The 25,296-nt window shown below is 58.4% G+C and carries 19 protein-coding genes and 1 tRNA gene; 8 read left to right on the forward strand and 12 right to left on the reverse strand.

Going from position 1 to position 25,296, the window contains the following annotated elements:
• Positions 1–26 precede the first annotated feature (26 nt).
• From DD236_RS01085 to DD236_RS01105, 5 genes are all read right to left on the reverse strand, one after another.
• A complete protein-coding gene (locus tag DD236_RS01085) occupies positions 27–1,022 on the reverse strand; it encodes a dimethyl sulfoxide reductase anchor subunit family protein (RefSeq protein WP_109092536.1) in 996 nt (331 codons plus the stop codon).
• The gene (locus tag DD236_RS01090; protein WP_109092537.1) at positions 1,022–1,660 is read right to left on the reverse strand and encodes a DMSO/selenate family reductase complex B subunit; all 639 of its coding nucleotides are present in this window, start codon (positions 1,658–1,660) and stop codon (positions 1,022–1,024) included. Before DD236_RS01090 ends, DD236_RS01085 begins: the two co-directional genes overlap by 1 nt.
• A 61-nt stretch (positions 1,661–1,721) precedes the next feature.
• Complete coding sequence (locus DD236_RS01095) at positions 1,722–4,166, reverse strand: DMSO/selenate family reductase complex A subunit (protein ID WP_109092538.1); 2,445 nt, start codon at positions 4,164–4,166, stop codon at positions 1,722–1,724.
• Positions 4,159–6,609, reverse strand: coding sequence for a DMSO/selenate family reductase complex A subunit (locus DD236_RS01100; protein WP_109092539.1), 2,451 nt, complete (start codon positions 6,607–6,609; stop codon positions 4,159–4,161). Before DD236_RS01100 ends, DD236_RS01095 begins: the two co-directional genes overlap by 8 nt.
• Before the next feature lie 169 nt (positions 6,610–6,778).
• A complete protein-coding gene (locus tag DD236_RS01105; protein WP_109092540.1) occupies positions 6,779–9,241 on the reverse strand; it encodes a DMSO/selenate family reductase complex A subunit in 2,463 nt (820 codons plus the stop codon).
• A 284-nt stretch (positions 9,242–9,525) separates the two neighbouring features.
• Between DD236_RS01105 and DD236_RS01110 the strand changes: the two genes are divergently transcribed.
• Positions 9,526–10,224, forward strand: coding sequence for a TetR/AcrR family transcriptional regulator (locus tag DD236_RS01110; protein WP_109092541.1), 699 nt, complete (start codon positions 9,526–9,528; stop codon positions 10,222–10,224).
• Positions 10,225–10,253: 29 nt separating this feature from the next.
• A complete protein-coding gene (locus tag DD236_RS01115; protein ID WP_109092542.1) occupies positions 10,254–10,520 on the forward strand; it encodes a DUF6457 domain-containing protein in 267 nt (88 codons plus the stop codon).
• Here DD236_RS01115 and DD236_RS01120 read toward each other — a convergent pair.
• Positions 10,517–12,157 carry a glycoside hydrolase family 13 protein gene (locus DD236_RS01120; protein ID WP_109092543.1) on the reverse strand — a complete coding sequence of 547 codons (1,641 nt, stop codon included), beginning with the start codon at positions 12,155–12,157 and terminating at the stop codon, positions 10,517–10,519. The two genes, DD236_RS01115 and DD236_RS01120, sit on opposite strands and share 4 nt — an antisense overlap.
• Positions 12,158–12,265: 108 nt before the next feature.
• Between DD236_RS01120 and DD236_RS01125 the strand changes: the two genes are divergently transcribed.
• The 3 genes from DD236_RS01125 to tatC are packed head-to-tail and all read left to right on the forward strand — an operon-like array spanning position 12,266 to position 14,657.
• Positions 12,266–12,790: a twin-arginine translocase TatA/TatE family subunit gene (locus tag DD236_RS01125; RefSeq protein WP_109092544.1), complete on the forward strand. Its 525-nt coding sequence runs from the start codon at positions 12,266–12,268 to the stop codon at positions 12,788–12,790.
• The gene (gene tatA / locus DD236_RS01130; RefSeq protein ID WP_109092545.1) at positions 12,787–13,200 is read left to right on the forward strand and encodes a Sec-independent protein translocase subunit TatA; all 414 of its coding nucleotides are present in this window, start codon (positions 12,787–12,789) and stop codon (positions 13,198–13,200) included. Before DD236_RS01125 ends, tatA begins: the two co-directional genes overlap by 4 nt.
• A gap of 35 nt (positions 13,201–13,235) precedes the next feature.
• Positions 13,236–14,657, forward strand: coding sequence for a twin-arginine translocase subunit TatC (gene tatC, locus DD236_RS12250; RefSeq protein WP_109092546.1), 1,422 nt, complete (start codon positions 13,236–13,238; stop codon positions 14,655–14,657).
• Here tatC and DD236_RS01140 read toward each other — a convergent pair whose 3' ends face one another.
• Positions 14,658–17,075, reverse strand: a complete 2,418-nt coding sequence (locus tag DD236_RS01140) for an HAD-IC family P-type ATPase (protein WP_207785643.1) — start codon at positions 17,073–17,075, stop codon at positions 14,658–14,660.
• 87 nt (positions 17,076–17,162) lie between these two features.
• Here DD236_RS01140 and DD236_RS01145 point away from each other — a divergent pair, with 87 nt between their 5' ends.
• Complete coding sequence (locus DD236_RS01145) at positions 17,163–17,582, forward strand: YccF domain-containing protein (RefSeq protein ID WP_109092547.1); 420 nt, start codon at positions 17,163–17,165, stop codon at positions 17,580–17,582.
• Here the strand turns inward: DD236_RS01145 and DD236_RS01150 are convergent.
• Positions 17,579–18,370 carry a sulfite exporter TauE/SafE family protein gene (locus DD236_RS01150; protein WP_109092548.1) on the reverse strand — a complete coding sequence of 264 codons (792 nt, stop codon included), beginning with the start codon at positions 18,368–18,370 and terminating at the stop codon, positions 17,579–17,581. The two genes, DD236_RS01145 and DD236_RS01150, sit on opposite strands and share 4 nt — an antisense overlap.
• A gap of 158 nt (positions 18,371–18,528) precedes the next feature.
• Between DD236_RS01150 and aroB the strand changes: the two genes are divergently transcribed.
• Positions 18,529–19,671, forward strand: coding sequence for a 3-dehydroquinate synthase (gene aroB, locus DD236_RS01155; protein WP_109092549.1), 1,143 nt, complete (start codon positions 18,529–18,531; stop codon positions 19,669–19,671).
• On the opposite strand, the gene DD236_RS01160 is transcribed toward aroB, so the two are convergent.
• Positions 19,664–21,142: an SLC13 family permease gene (locus DD236_RS01160; protein ID WP_243409869.1), complete on the reverse strand. Its 1,479-nt coding sequence runs from the start codon at positions 21,140–21,142 to the stop codon at positions 19,664–19,666. The genes aroB and DD236_RS01160 overlap by 8 nt on opposite strands.
• Before the next feature lie 92 nt (positions 21,143–21,234).
• Here DD236_RS01160 and DD236_RS01165 point away from each other — a divergent pair, with 92 nt between their 5' ends.
• Positions 21,235–21,588, forward strand: a complete 354-nt coding sequence (locus tag DD236_RS01165; RefSeq protein ID WP_109092550.1) for a DUF488 domain-containing protein — start codon at positions 21,235–21,237, stop codon at positions 21,586–21,588.
• Positions 21,589–21,832: 244 nt separating this feature from the next.
• On the opposite strand, the gene DD236_RS01170 is transcribed toward DD236_RS01165, so the two are convergent.
• The 3 genes from DD236_RS01170 to DD236_RS01180 form a co-directional block, all read right to left on the reverse strand.
• Positions 21,833–21,906: transfer RNA gene (locus DD236_RS01170), tRNA-Pro, on the reverse strand.
• Positions 21,907–21,998: 92 nt separating this feature from the next.
• Positions 21,999–22,979 carry a metallophosphoesterase gene (locus tag DD236_RS01175; RefSeq protein WP_109092551.1) on the reverse strand — a complete coding sequence of 327 codons (981 nt, stop codon included), beginning with the start codon at positions 22,977–22,979 and terminating at the stop codon, positions 21,999–22,001.
• A gap of 3 nt (positions 22,980–22,982) precedes the next feature.
• Positions 22,983–25,196, reverse strand: coding sequence for a transglycosylase domain-containing protein (locus tag DD236_RS01180; protein WP_109092552.1), 2,214 nt, complete (start codon positions 25,194–25,196; stop codon positions 22,983–22,985).
• Between the last annotated feature and the right edge of the window lie 100 nt (positions 25,197–25,296).

Consider the following 25,296-nt stretch of genomic DNA (forward strand, 5'->3'; position numbering starts at 1 on the left):
CCGGCCCGCCCCAGAGTGAGTGAGTCTTATTGTCCTAGCAGGTACTGCGTGGTGTTCAAGCCTACGTGCCACAGTCCCTCGTAATGAAGGCCACGGCCCAGAAGCTCGGAGGCAACAGCCAGTACGAAGGCAATGCCGATGATCCAAGCCAGTGCACGGTTGGGCTTGTCCGCAGTGCGAGCCCGCATGAACGCAAACACGCCGGTCAGGATTACCACTGCCGCCAGGAGGATGAGGCGCCAGGTAAGAACCGGTCCCTGCATTTCGTTTGCAACGTCCTGAGCTGCTTGCTCTCCAGTTGCGAGCCATCCCAGGTAGATCGGGTATGTCACGAGAATGACAACACCAGCGATCGCTGCCGAAAGCGAGATGCCCTGCAGAGACTTTGTGGTGAAGCCGGTCAGTTCATCGGTGAGGGGCTCATCCGAGATGAGGCGAAGCCGCTTTGCCCAGGTGGACTCCGCTCCGGCATCGCGCTTGGCCTGCATATTCCATGTAACCATGAGTGCAAGGCCAACAGCGAGGGATCCGGTGAGGATCGCCGAGGCGAAGAAGAAAACCCACACGGAGGCGTTGTGCCATGCGGGGATGGTCTCAACGCTGTAGTACGTTCCCGCCATGGTGATGACCAAGAGGAGCCCCGCAAGAGCGGTCAGCGCGGCGAGTACCTCACGGACTGTCCGCGAGAACCAGCCCATCCACTGGCATGCGGCGAACGCGAAGCCAACAACGCCGAAGAGAACACCGGAGGCAATCTCGCGGCTCATCCATGAGGAGCCAACGTGCCGGAGGGTGTTGAGCGCGTGGAAGGGATCGCCCAGATGGAAGAAAGCAGCAAAGAAGCCGAGTACGAGCAATGGGCCGGCCGCGTACATGGCGGCGTTAGTGACCCGATCAATGGTTTCCGGCTTGAGCTTCTTGAAGTAGCCATAGATGTGGATAAGACCAAGCATCCAGATCGAGCCCACGGACATCTGACCGATGACCGTGAACAGAATCATAGGTAGTTCTTCGGCATTCATCAGATCTCCTTGGGATTCGCGATGTGACCGGTGCCTGCATCCCATGCCTGAGCATCGCGGTGAGGCTTGATCACGAGGTGAGGCTGAGTGATCGAGGGATCGGGAAGCGGAGCAACGCCGTTCTCCGTTCCATATTCGTCGCGAAGCTCATCGATGGGTCCGAAATCGAGGGCACGAGACGGGCAGGCATCCACACAGGCCGGGTTCTGGCCGGTCTCACGGTAGTCGTAGCACAGATCGCACTTGGTCATGTGCCCGGTCTCCGTGTTGAGCTGGGGGGCGCCGTAAGGGCATGCCCACTGGCAATAGCGGCATCCAACGCACTTGGCATCATCCACGTACACGGTGCCATCATCGCGGCGGGACATCGCCGTGGTGGGGCATACGCGCATGCAGATCGGATCCTCGCAGTGGTTGCATGCGATTGAGGTGTAGTAGGAGAACACGTTGGGCTCGAACGTGTTGCCCGAACGCTGCCAGCTACCACCGGTGTATTCAACAACGCGGCGCCAATTCACCCCTAGCGGTAAATCATGCTTGTCTTTGCATGCGATCTGGCAGGCCTTACAGCCGTTGCATAGGCTCTGGTCAAAATAGAACCCGTACTTAGCCCCGGATTCAGTCAAGGACTCACTCATTATTTTCCCTCCTAAGCCTTAACAACTTGAACAATTGTTGTGTACATAAATCAAAACCCTGTTACTTTGCTTTCTCGATCTGAACCAGAGCGGTATGTTGGCCGTTGCCTTTGGCCATCGGTGTGGTATGCAGTGACGTCAGGACATTGACTGCCCCGCCCAAATCAGTGCCCCCATCATCGAAGTTCACCCACGCACCCTGAGGCACAGAGATGGTTCCGGGAGCAATCCGGCTGGTAACGAACGCCTGAGACTGAATTCGGCCGCGATCGTTGTACACCTCGATCTGATCGCCATCTTCAATATTGCGATCAGCGGCATCGAGCGAGTTTACCCAGATCTTCTGCGGGTGTGCCTCGTTATTGAAAGAGAGGTTGCCATAGGTGGAATGTGTGCGTTGCTTGTAGTGATGCCCGATGCACTGAAGTGGGTACTCAGCGCCCGCTAGCGCTTCCTCGGCACCTTCAACGGTAGAAACGTATTCGGGAATCGGGGTTATTCGATCTCCGAGGCGATCTTCGTCGAATTCCCACGTGGCTGCCAGCTCGGCGAGCTGCGAGGAGTAGATCTCGATCTTGCCCGATGGGGTCTCCAACGGATTGGCCTCGGGATCCTCCCGGAAGTCCTTGAGCCCCACGTATAAACCGTTGGGATCCGTGTAGCGGAATACGCCCATCTCACGCAAGTCGTCGAAATCCGGGATGAAATCATTCTCTTCGTGGTTCTGAGCCTGAAGTTCTCGCGCCCAGTCCTCGGTGGTCTCCTTGCCGCCCGAGAACTCTTCACCAATCCCGAGCTTTTCAGCGATCGCGGCCGTTACCTCGAGAGCAGGTCGTGATTCGTACAGTGGATCGATGGCCTTTTCGCACATGATCTCGTAGGCCATATCACCGGTGTACTCGCTGGGAACCAGATCCCAGCGCTCGGAGGTAGTGGTATCAGGCAGGACTAGATCGCAGAGCTTCATCGTGGCATTCATTTGGTTGTCCATGCCCACGATGAACTCACACTTAGAGTCATCGTCGAGGATCTCTCGAGTGCGGTTGATATCACCGTGCTGCGAGGCACCCATGTTGGACCCATAGAACAGCAGGAACTTGATACCGGTATCCAGCTTGTCCTTGCCTCGGACGCCGTCGCGCTTCGCCGTCATTTCGGTGCCCCGGTCAATCGCATCGGTCCACGTGTACACGGAGATAGAGGTTTCGACAGGGTTTTCACCATCGTCAATCCAGGCCGTGATGGGCCAGTAGTACCCATCGCGCCCGCCGGTTCCACCGCCGGGAAGGCCAACGTTTCCGGTCACGCATGCCAGCAGGTAGATGGCGAGTGCTTGGTTCTCGCCATTCAGGTGGCGCTGTGGGCCCCAACCCTGCGTGATGTTCGCAGGCTTGGCCTGAGCAACCTCGCGCGCGAACTTACGGATCTGGTTGGCCGGTACGCCGGTGATCTCCGCCGCCCATTCGGGTGTCTTTTCGATTCCGTCTTTGCCCTTGCCCTCGATGTAGGAGCGGTACGAGGCGTTCTTGGGCGCGTCATCGGGCATGTGATCTTCGTCGAAGCCGATGCAGTACTTATCGAGGAAGTCCTGATCGTGCAGGCCCTCATCGAGCATCACGTGGATCATCCCGGCAATCAGCGCTGCGTCGGTTCCGGGGCGCAGCGCAATCCATTCATCAGCCAACACAGAAGCGGAATCTGAGTAGCGCGGATCCACCACGATGATCTTCAATCCAGCCTTCTTGGCCATGGCAGTTGTGTACGTGACACCGCCGCCGGACATGCGAGTCTCCTGAGGGTTATTTCCCCAGAGAACCAACAGCTTCGAGTTCTCGATGGAGTCCTCGATGGAGTTTGAGGGCTGCTCATCGGCCGCGCCGTAGAAGTACTTCGTAATCTGCGAGACCTGAAGGTAGGAGTAGTTGCCGTAGTAGTTGAGCTGGCCACCCATGAGGTTGAACAGCCGGGGCCATCCGCCGGAATTGGCCAAGTGAGCGTTCCAGACACCCGAGCCATAAGACTCGAAGACCGCCTCGGGTCCGTAGTTGTCATACGTGTACTGGAGCTTTTCGGCCACCAGATCGATGGCCTCTTCCCAGCTGATCTCCTCAAACTTGCCCTCGGAGCGCTTGGATCCTTCTACACGCTTCAGGGGCTTTTTAATGCGGTCAGGATTGTAGATGCGTTGGCGCATGTTCCGTCCACGTACGCATGCACGGATCGTGCGGTTGAGCAGTGTGTCGTCACCCGTGTTATCCGGGAGCACGCGCGCCACAACGCCGTCTTTGACCTGTAGGCGCAAGGGGCAGCGCGATCCGCAGTTGACGACGCATGCCGACCAGAAGGTGGTGTCCGCGTCTGCCATGCCGTCGGCTGCGGCGGCGGGGCCGTGTCCGGGCATTCCAAGGTTCGTTGACGAGGTGAGGAGCGTAGCCGTTCCGGCAGCTACGCCTGACCACTTGAGAAATGAACGCCGACTGGGAGCGGTGGTTCCGGAGTTAGGCATGGTACTTCTCCACTTCTACGAGGTTCGTGTGTTGCGGATTGCCCTTGGAAAGGGGTGAAGCGTGGATCCTCGTTAAGGTATTGACGCAGCCGCCTTCATCGATGCCATCGTTGTTCGGCTCGTACCAAGCTCCTTGAGGAACGGAAACTACACCTGGAACAATTCGTGGTGTCACAAATGCTTGGCCCTGAACCACTCCACGGCGGCTCTTTACCGAGATCAGATCTCCATTATCAATACCACGCGAGTCAGCGTCAGGGATGGAGAGCCAAATCTTCTGGGGATGGGCTTCCTTTGTCCAATCCACCGAACCATAGCTTGAGTGGGTACGGCCCTTGAAATGGTGCCCAATCATCTGGAGAGGGTATTCCTTATCCTCCCTGGCAGCCAACGGTCCCTCCCAAGTTTCTACGAACTCTGGGAGTGGGATGAGTTTGTCTCCAAGTTCGGCGTCGGGGAACTCCCAGTCCTTCGCCATGTCGGCGAGGGTAGCGGAGTAGATTTCGATCTTGCCGGACGGAGTTTCTAGAGGATTCGCCTCGGGATCATCCCGAAAATCCTTGTTAGCAACGAAGGTACCTTCCGGATTGTTGATCCTGAATACGCCCTTTTCGTGGAGTTCATCCTCACTCCACAGGTCGGGTAGCTCTTTCCGGGTCTCATTAATGAGGTGGCTGCGCCACTCATCTTGCGTGCGGCCCTCAGTGAATTCGTCCTTGATACCAAGACGATCAGCAAGCATCGTGCACATATCGTAGTGGGACTTGCAGTCATAGAGAGGATCGATAGCTTGATCCACCATGATGGCATAGGCGGTATCTCCGGCATACTCGGAACCGATGAAATCGTTCTCTTCTGCGTTGGTAGTGCCAGGAAGGACGATATCGGCGTAACGAGCCGAAGAAGTCATATGGTTGTCAACGTCCACAATCAACTCGCACTTCGATTCATCGCGGAGAAGTTCACGAGTCGCATTAAGGTCAGAATGCTGGTTGAGATTGATGTTTCCAGCTACATTGATGAGCATCTTGAAGTCAGACTCCAGTTTGTCTCTGCCCTGGACTCCATCTTTCAGCGCTGTTAGCTCCGACCCATGGTCAATCGCTTCAGTCCACTTGAATGCTGGGATCATGGTAGTAACAGGATTCTCGACACCGAAGGTAGCTAGAGGGAAATTGATGGTTCCTTCACGCGAACCGTTCCCGCCACCATGGATGCCAACATTTCCCGTCATCAGGGGAAGGACCATGATGGCCCGACAGTTGTATTCGCCGTTTGCTTGGCGTTGGAGCCCCCATCCCTGCAGAATCGAGCATGGCTTTGCGTTTCCGATCTCGCGAGCGAGCCGAATAATCGTTGCTGCGGGGATTCCGGTGATGTCGGCCGCCCAATCCGGCGTCTTCTCGACGCCGTCTTCGCCCTTGCCTTCGATGTAGGAACGGTATGACGCATTCTTTGGCGCTCCGTCAGGCATATGGTCCTCGTCGAAGCCCACGCAGTACTTGTCAAGGAAGTCCTGATCATACAAACCTTCGTCCAGAAGGACCCAAGCAATGCCGGCCACTAGTGCGGCATCAGAGCCGGGCCGGATTGGGATCCATTCGTCGGCAACGTCGATGGCGGTATCTGAGTATCGAGGGTCAATAACGATCGTTCGGACGCCGTAATCCTTGCGGGTCTTTGTTGCGCTCCAAAGGTTGTTGCCACCCGACATGCGGGTTTCGATGGGGTTGTTGCCCCAGTAGATGACCAGTTTCGAATGCTTGGAGTCCGCGATTGAATTTGATTCAAAACGGGCACCGTACATGTACGGCATTGAGACTGTGATCTGCGACGTAGAGTACGAACCGTACCATCCGACATAACCACCCGCGAGAGATAGCAGACGTCCCCAGCTATCTCGCGTGATGTTGCCGCCTGTAACTCCAGAGGCGTACTGGAAGTAGATTGATTCCTGTCCGTAGTCAGAAACGATCCGCTTGTATTCGTCGGCGATAGTATCCATCGCCTCTTCCCAGGAGATTTCTTCCCACTCTCCGTCGCCGCGCTTCGTGCCGTCCTTGCGTCGGAGTGGCTTCTTGAGGCGATCTGGAGAATACACACGGCGGCGAAGTGAGCGTCCGCGTACGCAAGGACGCAGGGTCGGCCCAACGATATCGTCTGTGCCGGAGTTATCCGGCAACTCGCGAACGATCTGGCCATCTTTCACCTGAAAACGTAGCGCGCAACGCGAACCGCAGTTGACGAGGCACGCGTTCCACACCGTCTTGTCCGCGTCGGTCATGCCGTCGGCCGCGGCTGCGGGGCCGTGGCCGGGCATGCCAAGGTTTGTTGACGAGGCGAGGAGCGTAGCCGTTCCAGTTGCTACACCTGACCACTTAAGAAATGAACGCCGGCTGGGCGCTACGCGAGAGCCTGCTGGCTTCTCGATGGTTTCAGTCATTTCCTCTCCCCTTCATTGCAATATCGCAGTTTCAACTCCGAGACTATGCTCAACGACAAGTGTCGTTTTGGCCTTAAGTCCTATGCGTGACAAATGTGCATTAGTTTCTGGCGAACTGGTGCGGGCCTCCTTTTACGTGCGGTTTTGTGCGTATAAATCGAAACCGTGTTTAATCGGCCTTCTCAATCTGGACAAGGGCCGTGTGCTGGGCATTGCCCTTGCCAACAGGCGTGGGGTTCCAGGAGGTAAGAACGTTTGCTGCACCGCCCAGATCCACACCCTGATCGTCGAATTCAACCCACGCGCCCTGGGGCACTGAGATAACTCCGGGGGCGATCCGAGATGTCACGAACGCTTGGGACTGTGTGCGGCCGCGATCGTTGAATACCTGAACCTGATCGCCGTTCTCAATTCCGCGGTCGGATGCGTCGAGCGAGTTGATCCATACCTTCTGAGGATGAGCCTCTTTGTTGAAGGAAAGGTTGCCGTAGGTGGAGTGCACGCGCTGCTTATAGTGATGGCTGATGCACTGGAGCGGATACTCTGCGCTCGCCAATGCCTCCTCGGCGCCCTCCCAGGTAGCAACATACTCGGGCAGTGCCGTGATTCGATCGCCTAGAAGATCTTCGTCGAATTCCCACGTGGCTGCCAGCTCGGCGAGCTGCGAGGAGTAGATTTCGATCTTGCCCGATGGGGTTTCCAGAGGATTTGCCTCGGGATCCTCCCGGAAGTCCTTGAGCCCCACGTAGGGTCCATTCGGATCGGTGTAGCGGTACACGCCCACCTCACGAAGCTCGTCGAAATCGGGAATGAAATCATTCTCTTCGTGGTTAGCGGCTTGGAGCTCGCGCGCCCAGTCCTCGGTGGTCTTCTTGTCGCCAGAGAACTCTTCACCAATCCCGAGCTTCTCAGCGATCGCGGCCGTTACCTCGAGAGCAGGTCGTGATTCGTACAGCGGATCGATGGCCTTCTCACACATGATCTCGTAAGCAAGGTCCCCAGTGTATTCGTTCGGCACCATGTCCCAGCGCTCGGAGGTAGTGGTATCGGGTAGAACAAGATCGCACATCTTCATACTGGCGGTCATCTGGTTGTCCATGCCCAATACGAACTCGCACTTCGACTCATCGTCTAGAACCTCGCGGGTCCGGTTGATATCGCCGTGCTGTGAGGATGCCATGTTGGAACCGTATAGGAGCAGGAACTTGATGCCGGTATCCAGCTTGTCCTTACCCCGCACGCCGTCGCGCTTGGCCGTCATTTCGGGGCCGCGATCAACAGCGTCCGCCCACGTGTACACGGAGATTGCGGTTTCCACGGGATTCTCCGCATCATCCATGGAGAAAGTGACGGGCCAGTAGTACCCATCGCGCCCGCCGGTTCCGCCGCCGGGAAGGCCAACGTTTCCGGTTACGCACGCCAGAAGATAGATGGAAAGCACCTGATTCTCGCCGTTGGCGTGGCGCTGCGGGCCCCAACCCTGCGTGATGTTGGCAGGCTTGGCCTGTGCAATCTCACGCGCGAACTTACGGATCTGGTTGGCCGGAACACCGGTGATCTCCGCTGCCCACTCGGGCGTTTTCTCAATACCATCCGAACCCTTACCCTCGATGTAGGCGCGGTAGGAGGCGTTCTTGGGGGCATCATCGGGCATGTGGTCTTCATCGAAGCCGATGCAGTATTTATCGAGGAAGTCCTGATCGTGCAGGCCCTCATCCAGCATCACGTGAATCATCCCCGCGACAAGCGCAGCATCCGTTCCCGGACGCAGGGCGATCCACTCGTCCGCCAAGACGGACGCGGAGTCTGAATAGCGTGGATCCACCACGATGATCTTGACGCCCGCCTTCTTGGCCATGGCAGTTGTGTACGTGACACCGCCACCGGACATGCGAGTCTCCTGAGGGTTATTTCCCCACAGTACGAGGAGCTTCGAATTCGCGATTGAATCCTCGATGGAGTTTGACGGCTGCTCATCAGCCGCGCCGTAGAAGTACTTCGTGATCTGGGAAACCTGGAAGTAGGAGTAGTTGCCGTAGTAGCCAAGCTGGCCACCCATGAGGTTGAACAGCCGTGGCCATCCGCCCGAGTATGCGAGGTGAGCGTTCCATACCCCGGTGCCGTAGGCCTTGAAGATTGCCTCAGGCCCGTAGTTGTCATATGTGTACTGGAGCTTTTCGGCCACCAGATCGATGGCCTCTTCCCAGCTGATCTCCTCAAACTTGCCCTCGGAGCGCTTGGATCCATCCACACGCTTCAAGGGCTTCTTGATGCGGTCAGGATTGTAGATGCGCTGGCGCATGTTCCGTCCGCGGACGCATCCGCGAATGTTGCGGTTCATCAATGTGTCATCGCCAGTGTTATCCGGGAGCACGCGCGCCACAACGCCGTCTTTGACCTGTAGGCGCAAGGGGCACCGCGATCCGCAGTTGACGATGCAGGCGGACCAGAACGTGGCATCCGCATCAGCAAGCCCGTCGGCGGCCGCCGCAGGCCCGCTCCCGGGCATTCCGAGGTTGGTGCTTGAAGCAACAAGTGTCGAGGTTCCTGCTGCGATACCCGACCATTTAAGGAACGAACGCCTTGTGGGTGCGTTTTGAGTCAACCCGCAGGAATCTGGATTATTCGGCATTTTTCCCTCTTGCTCGGTGGTGCTAGGTCACATGTAGTTGAATGTTGCGCAATGCCCCATTGCTATCCGGCAAACCCAAGTTAGGCGTGGTGTTGAGCCAATTCCGGAACTGGAATTATTCAAGCTACGAATTCACGGTATTAATGGGGAACACGTGTCCATTAGGACCATCGTCCCGCAAACGACAAGTGTAGGTTAGGAATCCTTGAACTGTGGGGGATTCCCTATTACGCGCAGGTTTCGTCGTATAATTCGTAAGGCAATGCTTACCCGAGGAGAACAAAATGAGCCGCACTGAGCGCCGTCCCGAGGATGACCCTCGGTTTCAGCGGGTGCGCGCCAGCCTCATCGAGGCAGTGACCGCCCTTGCTGCGGAAAAACCCTCGGAGGACATCTCTGTTTCCGAGCTGACGGCTCGGGCCGGAATCTCACGCACAACGTTCTACAAGCATGCGGATTCGCCGTCCCAGTTCCTTGCGGGCTACCTGATCGAGCAGATCCGCCCCGTGATGGAACCCATGACCACCCTGCTCGAGGTTGAATCTCAGGACTACCTCCTGCGCTGGCGCGACATCATGATCGCGTTGCTGGAACACGTTCACGAAAACCCCAACATTTACTCACACGTATTCATCGGCGAAGGTGAATCGGTTGTGCTCAGCATCCTCACTAGGTACTTCGAGCACGTGTATGCCGGCTACGTCGAAGATTTTGCCGCTCACGTTGGGGACGAATCGGCTACCGAACTCTGGAAAGCGATGGCCACGTCCCAACAGGTTCACAACCTCATTGCCATTATTGGTTCGTGGCTCCGCACCGGCATGGTGGATTCACCGGAAGTTGTAGTAAGCACCTACATGAGCCTCGCCCCACCGTGGCAGCTTGCGAAGTTCAGCCCCACCGGCCGGACATCGCTACGCCGCAACCGCGTGGTGGCCTCCCTTTTAGAGGGAATTTCGAACGACGACGACGGACACCTGTAACATACCTCCGTAACCATTAAGGAGGTCACATGGCACACAAAGATGATCCGGAAAAGATGGCCAAGCTGGCTGCATGGCTGGAAGCTGCCGCCGAGGAGCTGGGTGTAGATCCCTCCGTTGTCACTGACAATCAGACCGATCTACTCGGCCTGATTGACACCGTTGCGCACGGCCCGTCGCGCCCGGGCGCCCCGCTCACTGCATTCCTCGTGGGATATGCAGCAGCGAGCCAGGACCGTAACCCGAGTGAGCTCGTTGAGCTCCTTGAGAAGCGTGCGCAAGGTTGGGACGCCTAGAGTCTCAGCCACACTGTTGCCTCGCCGGGAAGCTCGCCGTCGATCCCACTCTGGGCTCCGATGATGACCTGCCCGGCGGGCAACGGAACATTTTCTTTGCCAAAGTTGGTGAAGCAGTGCCAGCCACCCGGGCGTGAGAAGTGCAGGGTATTCTCAGGCGAATCGTGCCACGTCAGTTCCTCAGCACCCTGTAGTTTGCGGCGCAGGGCCAGCGCTCTACGGTAAAAATTCAGGTAGGAATCTCCCGCGCCCTCCTGAGTTTCCACTGAATAAACCGCAAACCAGTCGGGTTGGGGAAGCCATCCGTCGCCTTCCCCAAACCCAAAGCTCCTACCGCTGGCGCTCCACGGAAGCGGGACTCGGCACCCATCGCGGCCGATCGTGTTCTCGCGGTCCCGGAAGAAGGCGGGGTCTTGGCGGACGGAATCGGGGAGGTCCCCAACTTCGGGCAGGGCCAACTCCTCGCCCTGATACAGATAGGCGGATCCGGGAAGCGCGAGCATGAGCAGGGTGGCGGCGATCGCGCGGCGGGTCCCAGACGTCAGGTCTACCTCGGCGTAGCTTCCTCCGCGAAGGAGCCACGGGTGGCCGTCGTTCTCATGATCCGGCAGGCCGTAGCGGGTGGTGTGGCGAACAACGTCGTGATTTGAAAACACCCACGTGGTGGAGGAACCGGCGCGGGCGGCCTCGCTCACGTTCTTGTCAATAATCTCGCGAAACTGACGCGCATCGAAGTTGGCTTGAAGGAGCTCGAAGTTGAAGGACTGCCCCAGCTCTTCTTTTGAGGCGTAGAGGGCGGCGCGGTGCGGTGGAACCCAGGCCTCCGCAACGGCCATCCGGGGCGGGTCATACTCATTGAAAAGCTGGCGCCACTGCCGGTAAACCGCATGGATCTCATCGCGATCGTGAGTTGGGTGCTGGCCGTCCACGCACAGCGAGGTGATGTCATTGATATCCAGCAGCACGTCATAGGCAGGATCCAGATTCTTCGCACAACCGTGGGCCATATCCACGCGGAAGCCGTCCACCCCGCGATCGGACCAGAATCTCAGGGTTTCAAGGAAATAGCGCTGGACGTCCGGATGGTCCCAGTTCCAATCGGGCTGCTCCGGCGAACACGTATGGAAGTACCACTGGCCTAGGGTGCCATCCGGTTCGGTGACGCGGGTCCATGTGGGGCCGCCGAAGAGCGCACCCCAAGTATTGGGCGGATTGGGGCCAACTGCGTCTCGGAAGTGAAAGCGCTCGCGGGCGGGGCTGCCGGGGCCGGATTCGATCGCTTCCTGAAACCACTCGTGATAATTCGAGCAATGATTCGGGACGATGTCGATGATCAGCTTGATGTGGGCCTCATGCAGCCCGCGAACCATGTGATCAAAATCCTCAAGGGTGCCGATCCGCGGGTCAACGTTTTGATAATCGTCTACGTCATAGCCACCATCGGCTAGATGGGACGGGTAGAACGGACACAGCCATACTGCGTCAATTCCGAGGCTTGTGAGGTAGGGGACGCGAGAGGTGATTCCAGCGAGGTCCCCGATACCGTCCCCGTTGGCATCCGCGAAAGACCGCGGATAGATCTGGTACACAGCGGCCTGACGCCACCAGTCCGGAGAGCTGAACGAGGGCGCGGGCATCTGTGGGTCCTTTCCTTGGGAGACCTCAGCCTAAGGTATCTAGGCACAAAGGCACAGGTGAAGCGCCCGTGCGTGGCGTGTAATATCGTGATCGGCTGGAGGTGAAAAATGTTTGGTATCAGTGGCGGGGAATTTATAGTTATCGTGTTGATCGCAGCGTTTGTGTTGGGTCCAAAGAATGTGGCACAAGCTGTTGTGGGCTTCAGAAAAATCGTGGAAAAAGCGCGCACATGGAGCGCTCGGGTTCGTCAAGAGACCACGGTGGACCTTGGTTCGCTTGGCTTTGACACCAGCGATGTAGAGAAGCTGCGTAACCTCAAACTGGCCGATTACGATCCCCGGCAGATGGTTCGGCAGGCCGTTCAGGAAGAAATGGCCGAGTGGATGAAAGCCACGAGCGGCGCGGGTGCCACTGGGAAAGCGGACATGGCTGCCGCTGCGGCCGCTTTTGAGGCGGGCGTCAAGGCCGGGCAAAACTCGGCCGCAGGGCCCGGCCAAGAGGAGTCCTCAAGCCAAGTGACCAACAATCAGCCTAATTACCTAGCAGCTAGTCCAACCAACGAGGCTCAATCCGAAGAGCCTCTCGATCTTCACACCATTCTCAATCGACCTGATCTAGGAGGGTCTCGATGAAACCGTGGCACATAGTTGTCCTGTTAATCGTCATTATCGTTATCTTTGGTGCCGCCAAGCTTCCGGACATTGCTCGTTCGCTCGGCCAATCCGCCAAGGTTTTGAAGAAGGAAATGCGCGAGCTGGCTGATGACACCCCGCCGGAAGGCAACGGGCAGTACGGCCAGCAGGGGCAGAATCAGCAGCAGTACGGCCAGCAGGGCCAGCAGCCCGGGCAGTATCAACAGCCGCCTCAATACCAACAACCGGGTCAGTATCAACAACCCGGGCAATACCAGCAACCGTATCCTCAGCAAGGTGGGCAGAACCCTCAGCAGGGTCAGCAGCCGGGGCAGCAAAATCAGCAGCCCGGGCAGTACCTTCCCAACAACGGCCAAAACATGCCCGGCCTTGATGGGCAGAACGCCTAACCTTGTCTCAGCATAAGAAAAACCCGGAGGCGCGGATGAGCGTCTTCGGGCATCTCAAGGAGCTCCGTAAGCGCCTGCTGTTAGCCCTTCTGGGCATATCGGTGGGCGCTGTTGGTGGATGGTTACTCTTTGACCCGATCATGGATTACATCACCGGGCCGCTCCTTGATATGGAGGACGCCAGCACCGTCATCAACTTCCCAACAATCGGTGGCGGACTTGACCTGAAGATGCGTGTTGCACTTTGGGCGGGCGTTCTCATAAGTAGCCCCTGGTGGATCTACCAGCTGGGGGCATTCATCATGCCGGGACTCAAACGCCGGGAGAAGATCTACACCGTGGCGTTCGGTGCCGTTGGTGTGGTTCTGTTTGCTGCGGGCGCGGCCTCAGGGGTCATGATGATCCCGCGGGCTGTGGAGATCTTGCAGTCATTCGTTCCGAGCGAGGCGTTCTCCTTCCTGCAGGCCGATACGTACGTGGATTTCTATCTGCGTCTCGTCTTGCTCTTTGGAGTATCGTTCTTGCTGCCCGAGATACTGGTTGTTCTGAACTTCCTCGGCGTCCTCAGCTCTAAGGCCATGCTCAAGGGCTGGCGTTGGGCAGTGCTTATTGCCTTCACCTTCGCCGCAATCGCCAATCCTCTACCCAGCCCGTGGCCGATGATTATGCAGGCGATGGTGCTCATCTGCCTGTACCTGTTGGCCGTACTCATATCGTGGATCCGCGAGAGGTACAAGCTTTACGGCAGGCGGCTGCGGCCAGCAAAGAAGCAGGCCGGTGCTATGGAGACAGCTCGGACGCCTGCGTGGCAGAGCAATTCACCCAACCAGTCCCTGATCATGGGCGTCATCATCCTAGCGGGCGGTACTGCCAAGCGGCTTGGTGGCGCCTCTAAGCCCGATGTTCTGGTAGGCGGCCAACGCCTCCTTGATCGGGCGATTACGGAAGTTGCGGCCGCTGCACCCGGTGCGCAGATCGTGGTGGTTGCACCCGATAATGTGACAGTCCCGCCCGGTGTGATCCGCGTTCTGGAGGATCCGCCGCTAGGTGGACCGCTCGCTGGCGTGTCCGCGGGCTTTGCGGCCCTGCGCGCGCTCCCGGGGTACAGCCCAGAGAGCTTTATGGCTGTGCTCACGTGCGATGCACCGCTAGCCCCGCGCCTCTATCCAGCGCTCCAAGCTGCGGCGGCCGCGCCGGCGGCGGACGGTGGCCAGCTCGTGGGCGGCGCCATACCCGTGTTGGATACAGGAGAGGATCAGAAGGCTCAGTATCTTCATGGGGTTTACCGGGCCGCGGCCCTAGAGCAGCTCCTTGCCGGCGATGTTCGTGATACGTCGGTCCGCTCGGTGTTCGGGCAGCTGAGGCTTGCCACAGTGCCGGATCCAGATCACCTTGGGATGGACATCGATACGTGGGACGATGCCGCAAATTTCGAGCAGAGGTTAGAGAACCGGTAGTTACCGGGTAGCCTCGGCCATATTCTGATGGCGCTCCAGATTTCGCTGTTTTGCCGTGGCCTCCCGCTCCTCTTTCGGAATCCACAATGCAGGCTTTCCACCATAGCGATATCCGAGCACCCACCAGAGGGCCTCGATCAACAACGCGGCAACGATACCAGCCGCCGTGCCAATGAGCATCGCGCCTAGGTTGGACGAATCCAACATAAAGATCCGTTGGGTGAAAGGCAGCTTAAAGATCAGCCCGTATCCGAGGAGCGGCAGGAGAACCAGAAGCACCTTCCACCATTCGTATGGCCGCGCAACAACCGATAGCACCCATGAGGAACCAATGATGAGGGCAAGCAACGCCGCAGTTGAGGCCTGAACGTTCTCCGCTCCCGGAGTCCTGGTGATCATGTAGGTGATGAAGGAGGCGGCGGCAACCACCACTCCGGCTGGAAGCCCGAACGTCATTACCCGCCTGACGAAATGCGGCTTTGCCTTGTCATTGTTGGGTGGAAGTGAGAGCAGGAAGGCGGGGATGCCGATGGTGAACCAGCCGGTGATCGTCACGTGAATGGGCTGGAACGGGAACGGTACGGAGAAGAGCAGAACGAGGATCGCCAGAACGGACGAATACACCGTCTTGGTGAGGAAGAGCTTGGCAACCCGCTCGATGTTGCTGAGAACTCGGCGCCCTTCAGCCACCACATATGGCAGAGTCGCGAATTTGTCATCAAGCAACACAATTTTCGCTGCGGACCGAGTAGCAGAGGTTCCCGATCCCATCGCTACACCCAGATCCGCATCCTTGAGGGCAAGAACGTCGTTGACTCCATCACCAGTCATCGCAACGGTGCGCCCTGCTTCCTGAAGGGACGCCACCATGGCGCGTTTTTGCTGGGGCGTCACCCGTCCGAAAATACGAGAGCTGTTGATGGTACGGGAGAATTCGTCGTCGTCAATAAACCTCGCGTCAACGGGATCGCCCGCATCCATACCAAGCGAGGAAGCAACCGCGTCAACGGAGGCGGCGTTATCGCCGGAAATGACCTTGACCTCGACGTCTTGGCTGGCGAAGTATTCGAGGGTGGCGCGCGCATCGGGGCGCACGCGCTGTTCGAGGATAACGAGGGCGATTGGCTCTACTGAGCCTGGGGCGTTATCGGCCGTGACGTCGGATTCTGCGCGGCCAAGAAGCAATACCCGTAAACCCTGAGAGGAGAGCTCGCTGGCCATTTCTTCCGCGTCGCTCCCGGGCTGAGCGAGTACATCGGGGGCACCCAGCACCCAGTTCTGGCCATTTTCGAAGCTCGTTCCGCTCCACTTGTGTGCGGAGGTGAAGGGCTGGGCTGAAAGGACCGGCCAGGGCCGGTTCGCGGTCCCGGTTTCCTCAACGATTGCGGCCATCGATGAATTAGGAGACGGATCCGCCGTGGCCAATTGGCGAAGGGCCTCCCGTGCGGTTTCCTCGGATTCGCCGAAAGTGCGTAGCTCCGTGAACACCATCCGGTTCTCCGTGAGTGTGCCCGTCTTATCCGCGCACACTACGTCCACGCGGGCAAGGCCCTCGATGGCGGGGAGCTCGTTCACCAGACACTTGCGGCGGCCCAGCCGGATCACTCCGAGGGCGAAGGCCGTGGACGTGATCAGAACCAGACCCTCCGGAATCATGGGGACGAGGGCGCCCGTGACGGATAAGACGATGGCGTGCCAGCCCGACTGGCCCACGTTGATTTGCCCAATGACGGTAAGGATGCCAACGGGGATGAGGATCCATGTGATGACCTTGAGGATCGAGTTAATGCCGGCCTGTAGATCAGAGTGAACAAGGGAGAACCGGGAGGCTTCTTCCGTCAGGCGCGCGGCGTAGGAATCCTTGCCAACCTTCGTGGCGCGGTAGGCGCCTGTGCCGGATGCGACGTGGCTTCCAGAGTAGACGGGGTGGCCGGACTCTTTGGGGACGGGTTCGGACTCCCCAGTAAGCAGCGACTCATCCATCTCAAGGTAGGAGGCGGACACGACTTCGCCGTCCACGATGATCTGATCGCCTGGCGTGGCCATCAGAATATCGCCCAGCACGATCTCGTCTTGGGCGATCTCTACTTCGTGGCCGTCGCGCAACGCAGTTGGGCGGGCTTCTCCAATCACGGCCAGTGAATCGAGAGTGCGCTTGGCGCGCAGTTCCTGAATGATACCGATGATCGAGTTCGCGATGATGAGCATGCCGAATGCGCCGTTGATCCACGAACCCGTTGCCATGACACACAGGAAGAGGAATCCGAGGAGAGCGTTAATCCGTGTGAACACGTTTGCGCGGACGATTTGGGCTACTGTGCGTCCCGAGCGGGGCGGCAATTCATTTCCTTGCCCGGCAGCCCGGCGCTCCTCCACCTCATCGGCGGTGAGTCCGGAATCGCTCATGTGTAGTGGCATGAATAAGACGTTAGCAGCCCAATATGAACATTCGATAAAAGTGTGGGAGGGGTGGAATAGTGTTGCGGTATTGGAAGGGGTCTAGCTATGGGGCTTTTGTTGAATATCATCTGGGTTGTGTTCGGGGGATTCTGGCTATTCCTTGAATATCTGCTGGTTGGTTTACTGGCGATCATCCCGATCGTCACCATTCCCGCGTCAGTCGCCTGTTTCCGGATAGCCGGGTACGTTCTGTGGCCGTTTGGGCGGACCGTCGTGCGCCAGCCGGGCGCCGGGGCCGGATCCGCTGCGATGAACATCGTGTGGTTCCTTATTGCCGGGGTGTGGCTGGCCATCGGTCATATCGTTACGGCAGCGGCAATGGCCATCACTATCATCGGGATTCCTCTGGCTCTAGCCAATCTCAAGCTCATTCCCGTCACCTGCTTCCCATTCGGGAAGGTGGCCGTTCCCAAGCGTCAGGCCCAGATGATGGGTGTTTCCTCGCTCGGGGAAGTGAGTCTTTAGCGAGCTTGCCCCCGGGTGCGGATGAGCTGAAGGGCCATGCGCCCGCCCACGAACGCCTGAAAGGCAGCAAAGAGGTAGTTGCTAGTTTGAGGCGGGATCGCAACGGCGGACATTACGCCGAGCGGCGAGGTCAGGCAGGCGGCAACCCCAAGCACCAGCGCTGCCTTCAGATCCACGTTCTTCCTACGGAGGTTCCCGATTGTGCCCGAGAGGGAGGTGGGGATGATCACCGCCAGTGAGGTACCCTTTGCGATGAGATCGCTCGCACCGAATCCAACGATCATTGCGGGGACTAGGATCACGCCGCCGCCAACACCAACAAGCCCGGCGAGCGTGCCAGTTAGAAGCCCTACGCCCACGAGGGCAATGGCCGTGAGCACCGTGATATCAATCGAGGAGCCGCGCTCTGGTATCACTATGACCATCGAGATTATCGAGATCGCCAAGAAGCCCACAAAAGCCCACTGAGCCGTACGGGAGGAAAGCCGGCTCAAAAGGTAAGAGCCGATTTGAGCTCCGGTGATTGAGCCGATGATCAGCAGCCCCACCGCCGCCCAGTCCACCGAATCGTGCACAACATACGTGATCACACCAACGCTGGCTGGAAACACCATGGCGGCCAGAGAGGTGCCAGATGCTAGCTTCTGGTCAAACTTGGCGAAGGCAACCAGAGCGGGAACCATAATCACTCCGCCGCCCACGGCGAATATGCCTGATAGGTATCCCGTTGCTAAGCCAATCAGAATGATGGCCAGCCAGCGGCGTTCGGCGGGGGTATTTTGGCTCACGAGTACTCACTTTCGCAGATACCCCTCCATGCTAATGATGTCAGTGCTGCAATTCAGGGGACTTAGCGGGACGGCCGTGGCTGCGGGGCGGCGCATGGACAACCCGCACCCGGCTTTTCCCAGTTGCTAGGCTGGTTTTAGCAGAAGGAGTGTGCGCGATGAAAGCAACAGAGTTCACAGTTGAGCTGGTTCGCCAGGTGGATGAGTCTTACCCGATTGTTGTGGGGCGGGGGCTGGAATCAAACCTCGTGGACGTGGCTGGGCGCGGCGAGTTGGCCGGCCGGCGGATCGCGCTCATTACGGATTCGAACGTGCGTGAGCTCGTTGCTGATCGCATCGTGGCGGAGTTCGCTGCGGCGGGGCGCACTGTGGGCGTGATCGAGTTTCCTGCCGGGGAGATCAACAAGACGCGCGCCACGAAAGAGGCCATCGAGGACGAGTTGATCGCGCGCGGGTTTGGCCGCGATACGCTGATCATCGCCGCAGGCGGGGGAGTAGTCACCGATTTGGTGGGGTTCGTTGCCGCCACCTTCACGCGCGGGGTCCCCTACATTTCATATGTCACCACGCTGCTGGCCGCCGCTGACGCCTCCGTGGGAGGCAAAACCGCCGTTGACACACCTGCCGCCACCAACCTGATCGGTGCCTTCCACCAACCCCGCGCCGTCCTGATCGATCTAGATCGCTGGCTCACTCTGAGCGATGCCCAGATTCGTGATGGCCTTGGCGAGACCATCAAGCACGGCTGCCTTGCCGATTCCGAGTTTTTTGGGGTGCTAGAGGATGCTTTCGTGCGGCGGGGTTTGAGTCCGGCGAAGTTTGTTAACGACGACGGCCTCGCCCAACTCACCGCGCAACGCAACTGCGAAATCAAGAGGGACTTCGTTACCTCCGATGTGTTCGAAGGTAATCGGCGCATGGGTCTTAACCTTGGGCACACCATCGGGCGCGCCTTAGAGGCTGCCATGGGTTACACCATGAGCCACGGGGAGTGCGTGGCCGTGGGGACGGCGCTGCAGATGCGGCTGGGGTGGAGCTTTGGCTACTGCAGCGAATCGGACGTGGAGCGCTTCGAGGCGCTCGCGGGCGCAATCGGGTTGCCTTTCCGGCTCCCTGCGAGCGTGAGTGTGGATGCCATTATGGCGGCGATGGGACACGACAAGAAGGGCGTGGGCGGAGTGATCCGCTTCGTGTTCCAGAAGGGGATAGGGGACTTGATGGTGTTCGAGGATGGCGCTTATGCGCGGCCGGTGGACGCCGAGCTGATTCGTCAGTTCTTGGAGGAGCAGAGCGCTAGCTAAGCGAGACGCCTAGAACAAGCGGCCCCATCACGAGCGTAGTGGCGGTTATCAGGACGATTCCGATGATGTTGAATATGAGTCCGGCCTTGATCATATCGCCCATCTTGAGATACCCGGTGCTGTAGGCCACCGCGTTTGGTGGGGTAGCGTGGGGCAACATGAAGGAGCATGTTGAGGCGAGTGCCACCGGGACTACCAGCAGCATGACATCGTGACCGATTCCTGCAGCAACCCCTCCCATGAAGGGAAGGAAGGTTGCGGCGGTTGCCGTGTTGGACGTCATTTCGGTTAGAGCCATGACGAGGGTTGTCACCACGAGAACCACGAGAATGACAGGCAGAGTGCCGATTCCCGTGGAAAGATTGCCTATCCATGCGCTTAAACCATTGCGAGTGAAGGCGTGAGAGAGCGCGAGGCCCCCGCCAAAGAGCAGCAGAATATCCCACGGGATGGTGGTGGCAGTTTCTCCATCTAGAAGACGCCCTTCGCCCTTGACAGGTATCAGGAATAGCAGGGTGGCTACCACTATGGCCACGAGCTCATCTGTTACTCCATACTCTTCAAAGAAGGTGGGCAGGAATAGCCACGAGAGTGCGGCAACAATGAAAACACCACCAACGCGCCGTTCACCTTGAGACATCGGACCGAGATCTTCGAGTTCCCTAGCGATGAGCTCCTGTCCCCCGGGAATCTCCTCAACCTCGGGTGGGAACAGGAAAGTGACCAGCACAAACCAGATGATGAACAGGAATGCCCAAGCCATGGGAGAGGCGAAGAGGAGCCATTTGCCGAAGGTCAGCGTGATGTCGAAATTATCCGCGAGATAGGCGCGAAGCAGTGCATTTGGCGGCGTGGAGATCAGGCTGGACGTCGCAATAGTAGAGGCGGAGTAGGCGATCCCGAGCATCAATGCTTTACCGAAGTTGGAGTTGAGTGAGGCCTTCTCCCCAGCGACCAGCCGCAGCACCGATAGGCCGATCGGGAGCATCATGATGGCCGTTGCGGTATTAGAAACCCACATCGTGACGAGTCCCGTCGCGATCATGAAACCCAGCACGATCATCTTGGGTTTTGCTCCCACCAGCTTGACCACAACCAGCGCGATCCGTTTATGAAGGTTCCACTTCTGAATAGATGCGGCTAAGAAGAAGCCACCCATAAAGAGGAAGATCGTGCCCGAGGCATAAGGTGCAGCAGTCTCGGAGAAGCTTTGATCGTGGAAGAGTGGGAAAAGGATGAGGGGTAGCAGGGACGTCGCAAAGAGCGGGATCGCCTCGGTGATCCACCAGGTGGCCATCAGCGAGGCAACTGCTGCGGTGAGCTTGAGTCTATGTGCTGAGTAATCGCCCGGAGCCTGATCCGGCATCGCCGCATACACTAGCAACGCAAGCCCGAGTCCAACAACCACTCCAGCGCCGCTCTTGTAGCGCTTGAGCCGAGCGACGTTATTGAAGAACGCGGGCCGGTGCACCTTTGTTCACCCCCGATGCTAAGCCACAGCCGTTGTGGCGGGTATCACTCTTATTCTAGAGGGATCGTTGAATGGGAACTAGGCTTTTAACCATGGATATTCGATGTGAGCGTGTGTACGACTGGACGCCAGAGGACGGTACTTTCCCGGTTCTCGTGGATCGGCTATGGCCTCGCGGCGTCAAGAAGGAGCGGCTGGCCGGGGTGCAATGGGACAAGGACATCGCGCCCAGCGCTGATCTCCGCAAAGATTTCCACTCTGGTGCCCTCGGATTCGAGGAGTTCTCTGGGCGGTACACGGACGAACTTGAAGGATCGGACGCAGGGCAGAAACTTCTTGCCCGGACAAAGGAGGCGGGCGCATCCGTCGTCGTTCTTCTCTACGCATCCAAGGACAAAAAGGAAAACCACGCGCTAGTTCTGGCCGACTACCTGCGGGGCCTCTAACCTCGAGATTTGACGCAGAATAGAAATCTCTCGGTCCTCAAACGTCTCGAAAGCAAGCTTTCGGAAGTTTTCGTCGGTCGGGGTATTCGCCGCCTCCGGCAGCTATTGCCCCTCACTCTTCGGATGCCTCAACGATAAATCGTTGGGCCCCCTCATCGGTCGGGGTATTCGCCACCTTTGGTGGCTTTTACTCCCTACTCATCCTCGGAAGAGAACATCAATGCTCTCTTCACTCGGATTTCGGTCGGGGTGGCGGGATTTGAACCCACGGCCTCTTCGTCCCGAACGAAGCGCGCTACCAAGCTGCGCCACACCCCGTATTACCAGCGGCAACCAGATTATCTTAGCCGAGTACCCTCGGCAAAAGGAAACTGGCACCGCCAGAAGAAGGGTGAATCGTGCGACAGTTCTCAGACTAGCTGGAAGTCCAGCACTATGGCCTCGGGCCTGCAGGCGACCCGTACGGGAGCGGTGGGTGACGTGCCGATTCCGGCGGACACGTTTACCCAAGAGGTAGGCCGGGGCTCGGTCCCAGAAGGAACGATTCCATCCCCGTGCATCACGCCTTCGCCGGCCGGTGGCCACTGGAAAAGCCCGGAGGCATGCTTCGGATCCAGATCGCAGTTGGTCACTAGCGCCCCGTAGCCCGGCACGCACACTTGACCGCCGTGCGTATGCCCGGCGAACACGGCCGCGCAGCCCTCGCGCGCCATCTGATCCAGTATGTGGGTATACGGCGCGTGGGTTAGGCCGAGTTTAAGGATCCCATTTTGGGCCGACGACGACGTCTCCACCGGATAATCGTCCAACTCGATATGGGGATCGTCTACACCAACGAGCTCGATCGGCCAACCGGATGCTGTGATCTGCGAGCGCGCATTGTTCATGTTGACCCAGCCGAAGGATTCGAGATCCTTCGTCATCTCTTTCCAAGGCAGCTCGCGTTCGCGCTTCTTGATATGGCTGGCAGGAGACTTCTGCTTGAAGTACACGAAGGGGTTCTTCGCGTGTGGCTTGTAATAATCGTTAGAGCCATACACGAATGCGCCGGGGGTGCCGGCTAGGGGCGCGAGCGCCTCCATGAGCAGCGGCAGTGATTTCTCCGATGCCACCTGATCCCCGGTGAACACCACGAGGTCTGGCTGGGTTGAAGCAAGAGATGCCAGCCAGCGAAGCCTCTTGCGCTGATATGGCATGAGGTGAATGTCAGAAAGGTGGAGAACCCGCAGCCTTTCCGAGCGCTCCGAACCCTGAGGAAGCCTGTTTCGGTCCATCAGAATGGTCCGGTAACGCACTGTATAGGCGTGGGCTTCGGTTAGTCCCCAGATCGCCGCACCCGCGCCTGCCGCGAATGTTCCCGCCGTCCAGCGGCCTAATGTTGAGGTAGCCACGGCTTAATCGTCGTCGTCTTCCGAATCGCCGCCATCATCGTCAGATCCGCCGCCGTTGTCTCCACTGTCGGAGCTGCCGCCGCCGTCGTTCGAAGAATTCGACGAACTGTTAGAAGGCCTAGAGGTGGACGGGCCCTTGGTGACGTTCCGAGAAGGCGCGGTGAAGCTCTCGTTGGACTGTCCTTCGAGTGCCTGCGGGAGATAGGCGGAGAAAACCTGAGCGGGGAACAGGCCGCCGTAGACCTCATAGTAGTATCGGCCGTTGATCGTGGACCCAATCATCGATGTCTGGCCTTCGGTGTGCCCGTGCCAGATCGCGGTTGCGAGCTGCGGTGTGTAGCCCATGAACCACGCGTCATAATCGTTATTCGAGGTGCCGGTCTTGCCAGCCACCTCGCGGCCCGGCACCTGAGCGGATTCGCCGGTGGCGCCGTTGGAGACAACCTGCTTGAGGACCGAGGTGGTTTCGCGGGCCACTTCCTTATCCAGCACCTGCTCGCAATCGGGTTCCTTCTTCACGATCTCCTCATCATCGTCCTCAATGCTGGTGAAGGACATCGGCTTACACGCATTGCCCTCGGCAGCGATTGAAGCTGCAGCTACTGAAAGAGAGAGAGGGGAAATGTTGTTGGCGCCGAGCACCTGAGCTGGCACGTACGCCCAGTCCTCCCCGTCGCCTCGCTGGACGCCGAGGTCCTGAGCAATGTTGCCGATATTGCACATGTCGAGCTTGGAAGCCATGTGCACGAAGCTACCGTTTACAGACTGCCTTGCTGATTCGAGCACGGTCATGTTGCCGCCGCCCTTACCCTCAAGGTTGGTGAACTTGTAATCGGCCAACTGCTCGGGTGCGCACGAACTGTAGAACTGGCTGCGCGGAATGGTACCGGAGTTGGAATTGATGGTCTCGTAGGCAGTGTGGCCTTGGCGGAGCCATTCGATCAGCGTGAACACCTTGAAGGTTGATCCAGACTGGCGCCCAGAGCCGCCCTTCATGTCAACACCCGCGTTGAGGTTGACGGTGGTGGCATAAGGATCTTCAGCATCGTTACCGTATGTGGTGTTCTGAGCCATCGCTTTGATGTGGCCGGTGTTCGGCTCAACGCTGGAGAGCGCCATCTTGGTTCCCGAACCATCGCCTACCGGGATCTCCTCAACGATCGAATTGTAGGCGGCTTTTTGAGCACTTGGATCCATTGTCGAGTGAATAGTCAGGCCACCACGGTAAAGCTGGGAAACCCGATCATCCCTGTCTTCTCCCCACGAATCGTCCTGCAGAATGTCTTGAACAACGTACTCGCAGAAGTAGGCGGAGTTTCCGGCGGATTCGCAGCCGTTCTGAGGATCGGACACCTTCAGGGTGTCCTCGAGGGGCGTATCGATCGCCTTGTCGTACTCCTCTTGGGTGATGTAGTCGTTTTCTAGCATCGTGCCAAGCACGGTGTTGCGACGCTTCTGAGCGTCCTCTGGGTGCCGGATAGGATCCCAGCGGGCGGGGGACTGGGTGATGCCTGCCAGCGTGGCCGCCTCGGTGATGGAGAGATCGGCGGCGTTCTTGGAAAAGTAGCGCTGGGCGGCGGCTTCAACGCCGTATTCGGACCGTCCGAACTGGGCAAGGTTGAGGTAACCGGTGAGGATCTCGTCCTTGCTCATCGTCTTTTCGATACTGACTGCGTATCGGGCTTCGTTGATCTTTCGGCCGATGCTCTTTTCGGTGGCCTCATTGATCTCTGAATCGTCACCCGAAACGCGTCCCTGCTCGATCAGTGCGTTACGCACGTACTGCTGGGTAATGGAGGATCCACCAGAAAGCGTGGAACCCGTTATGTTGGAGACCAGCGCGCCCAGAATACCCTGAACGTCCACACCGTGGTGCTCATAGAACCTGCGGTCCTCGATAGATACGGCGGCGTTCTTCATGTGGTCAGAGATCTGGTCGGATGCCACGACGATGCGATTCTCCGCATAGAACCGCGCCAGCACGGATCCATCCGACGCGAGAATCACTGACTGTTCCGAAGGCTCGGTGAAGCCAAGATCCTCAGGAACACCCTCGAATAGAGCTGTTCCGGCGTTGACCGTTGTGCCCGCGGCCGTCACCACAGGCATCACCATGCCCGCGATGAGTGCCCCTCCGAGGATGATTGCGGAGAGCAAAGCAAACGTCTGTGTCATGATCTGGCGCGCAGTGGCACCTTGCTGGCGAGAACTCGACATAGCCACAAGAATACGTGCTCGATGCTCAGATGTCCCGAGCAAGGTGATGGGTTATTGCCCACGGTCGGCCATGGTTGGCCAGGTTGGGCAGCCTGCCCGA

Origin of the sequence: Ancrocorticia populi (assembly GCF_003123745.1) — a bacterium.
Lineage (GTDB): Bacteria > Actinomycetota > Actinomycetes > Actinomycetales > Actinomycetaceae > Ancrocorticia > Ancrocorticia populi.

Bases quoted from the DNA above. Each gene is read 5' to 3' on its own strand.
- DD236_RS01085 (WP_109092536.1), bottom strand. From the start codon at position 1,022: ATGAATGCCGAAGAACTACCTATGATTCTGTTCACGGTCATCGGTCAG.
- DD236_RS01090 (WP_109092537.1), bottom strand. From the start codon at position 1,660: ATGAGTGAGTCCTTGACTGAATCCGGGGCTAAGTACGGGTTCTATTTT.
- DD236_RS01095 (WP_109092538.1), bottom strand. From the start codon at position 4,166: ATGCCTAACTCCGGAACCACCGCTCCCAGTCGGCGTTCATTTCTCAAG.
- DD236_RS01100 (WP_109092539.1), bottom strand. From the start codon at position 6,609: ATGACTGAAACCATCGAGAAGCCAGCAGGCTCTCGCGTAGCGCCCAGC.
- DD236_RS01105 (WP_109092540.1), bottom strand. From the start codon at position 9,241: ATGCCGAATAATCCAGATTCCTGCGGGTTGACTCAAAACGCACCCACA.
- DD236_RS01110 (WP_109092541.1), top strand. From the start codon at position 9,526: ATGAGCCGCACTGAGCGCCGTCCCGAGGATGACCCTCGGTTTCAGCGG.
- DD236_RS01115 (WP_109092542.1), top strand. From the start codon at position 10,254: ATGGCACACAAAGATGATCCGGAAAAGATGGCCAAGCTGGCTGCATGG.
- DD236_RS01120 (WP_109092543.1), bottom strand. From the start codon at position 12,157: ATGCCCGCGCCCTCGTTCAGCTCTCCGGACTGGTGGCGTCAGGCCGCT.
- DD236_RS01125 (WP_109092544.1), top strand. From the start codon at position 12,266: ATGTTTGGTATCAGTGGCGGGGAATTTATAGTTATCGTGTTGATCGCA.
- tatA (WP_109092545.1), top strand. From the start codon at position 12,787: ATGAAACCGTGGCACATAGTTGTCCTGTTAATCGTCATTATCGTTATC.
- tatC (WP_109092546.1), top strand. From the start codon at position 13,236: ATGAGCGTCTTCGGGCATCTCAAGGAGCTCCGTAAGCGCCTGCTGTTA.
- DD236_RS01140 (WP_207785643.1), bottom strand. From the start codon at position 17,075: ATGCCACTACACATGAGCGATTCCGGACTCACCGCCGATGAGGTGGAG.
- DD236_RS01145 (WP_109092547.1), top strand. From the start codon at position 17,163: ATGGGGCTTTTGTTGAATATCATCTGGGTTGTGTTCGGGGGATTCTGG.
- aroB (WP_109092549.1), top strand. From the start codon at position 18,529: ATGAAAGCAACAGAGTTCACAGTTGAGCTGGTTCGCCAGGTGGATGAG.
- DD236_RS01165 (WP_109092550.1), top strand. From the start codon at position 21,235: ATGGATATTCGATGTGAGCGTGTGTACGACTGGACGCCAGAGGACGGT.
- DD236_RS01180 (WP_109092552.1), bottom strand. From the start codon at position 25,196: ATGTCGAGTTCTCGCCAGCAAGGTGCCACTGCGCGCCAGATCATGACA.